The organism is Neisseria sp. P0021.S007 (genome assembly GCF_051956855.1).
Genome location: NZ_JBQCXA010000892.1, coordinates 1 through 571, shown reverse-complemented (window position 1 = coordinate 571; position 571 = coordinate 1). Strand labels below are relative to the sequence as shown.

Below are 571 nucleotides of genomic sequence, written 5' to 3'. Positions count from 1 at the left end.
GTTTACCAACAAAGAGAATTACATCAAATTTTTGAAACTGCAATCAGTGTTCCACAAAGCGGTCGATCATATTTATAAAGACTCCGAGTTGAACAAAGCCATTCCTGAGCTGGAATACATGGCGCGTTACGACGCGGTAACGCAAGACTTGGCTGATTTGGGCGACAAACCTTACGAATACGGTAAACCGTTGCCACATGAAACCGGCAACAAAGCCATCGGTTGGCTGTATTGCGCCGAAGGTTCCAATTTGGGCGCAGCATTTTTGTTTAAACACGCGCAAAAACTGGATTACACCGGCGAACACGGCGCGCGCCACCTCGCCCCCCATCCGAACGGCCGCGGCAAACATTGGCGTGCGTTTGTCGAGCATCTGAATGCTTTGGGTTTAAGTCCTGAAGCTGAAGCCGAAGCGATTCAAGGTGCAAAAGATGCATTTGCGTTCTACAAAGTCGTTCTGCGCGAAACATTTGACCTGCCTGCAGGTGCGGAAGCTCCGGAAGGCTTTGTTCCGCACCGTCATTAATGGTTTGACGATATAAGTAGAGGTCGTCTGAAACACATCTGTATA

Annotated in this window: 1 protein-coding gene; it reads left to right on the top strand. The window is 48.9% G+C overall.

What is annotated here, in order from left to right; genetic code table 11:
• A partial coding sequence (locus ACTHUR_RS16570) for a biliverdin-producing heme oxygenase (RefSeq protein ID WP_440399778.1) occupies positions 1 to 526 on the top strand: 526 nt, incomplete at its 5' end.
• Positions 527 to 571 lie beyond the last annotated feature (45 nt).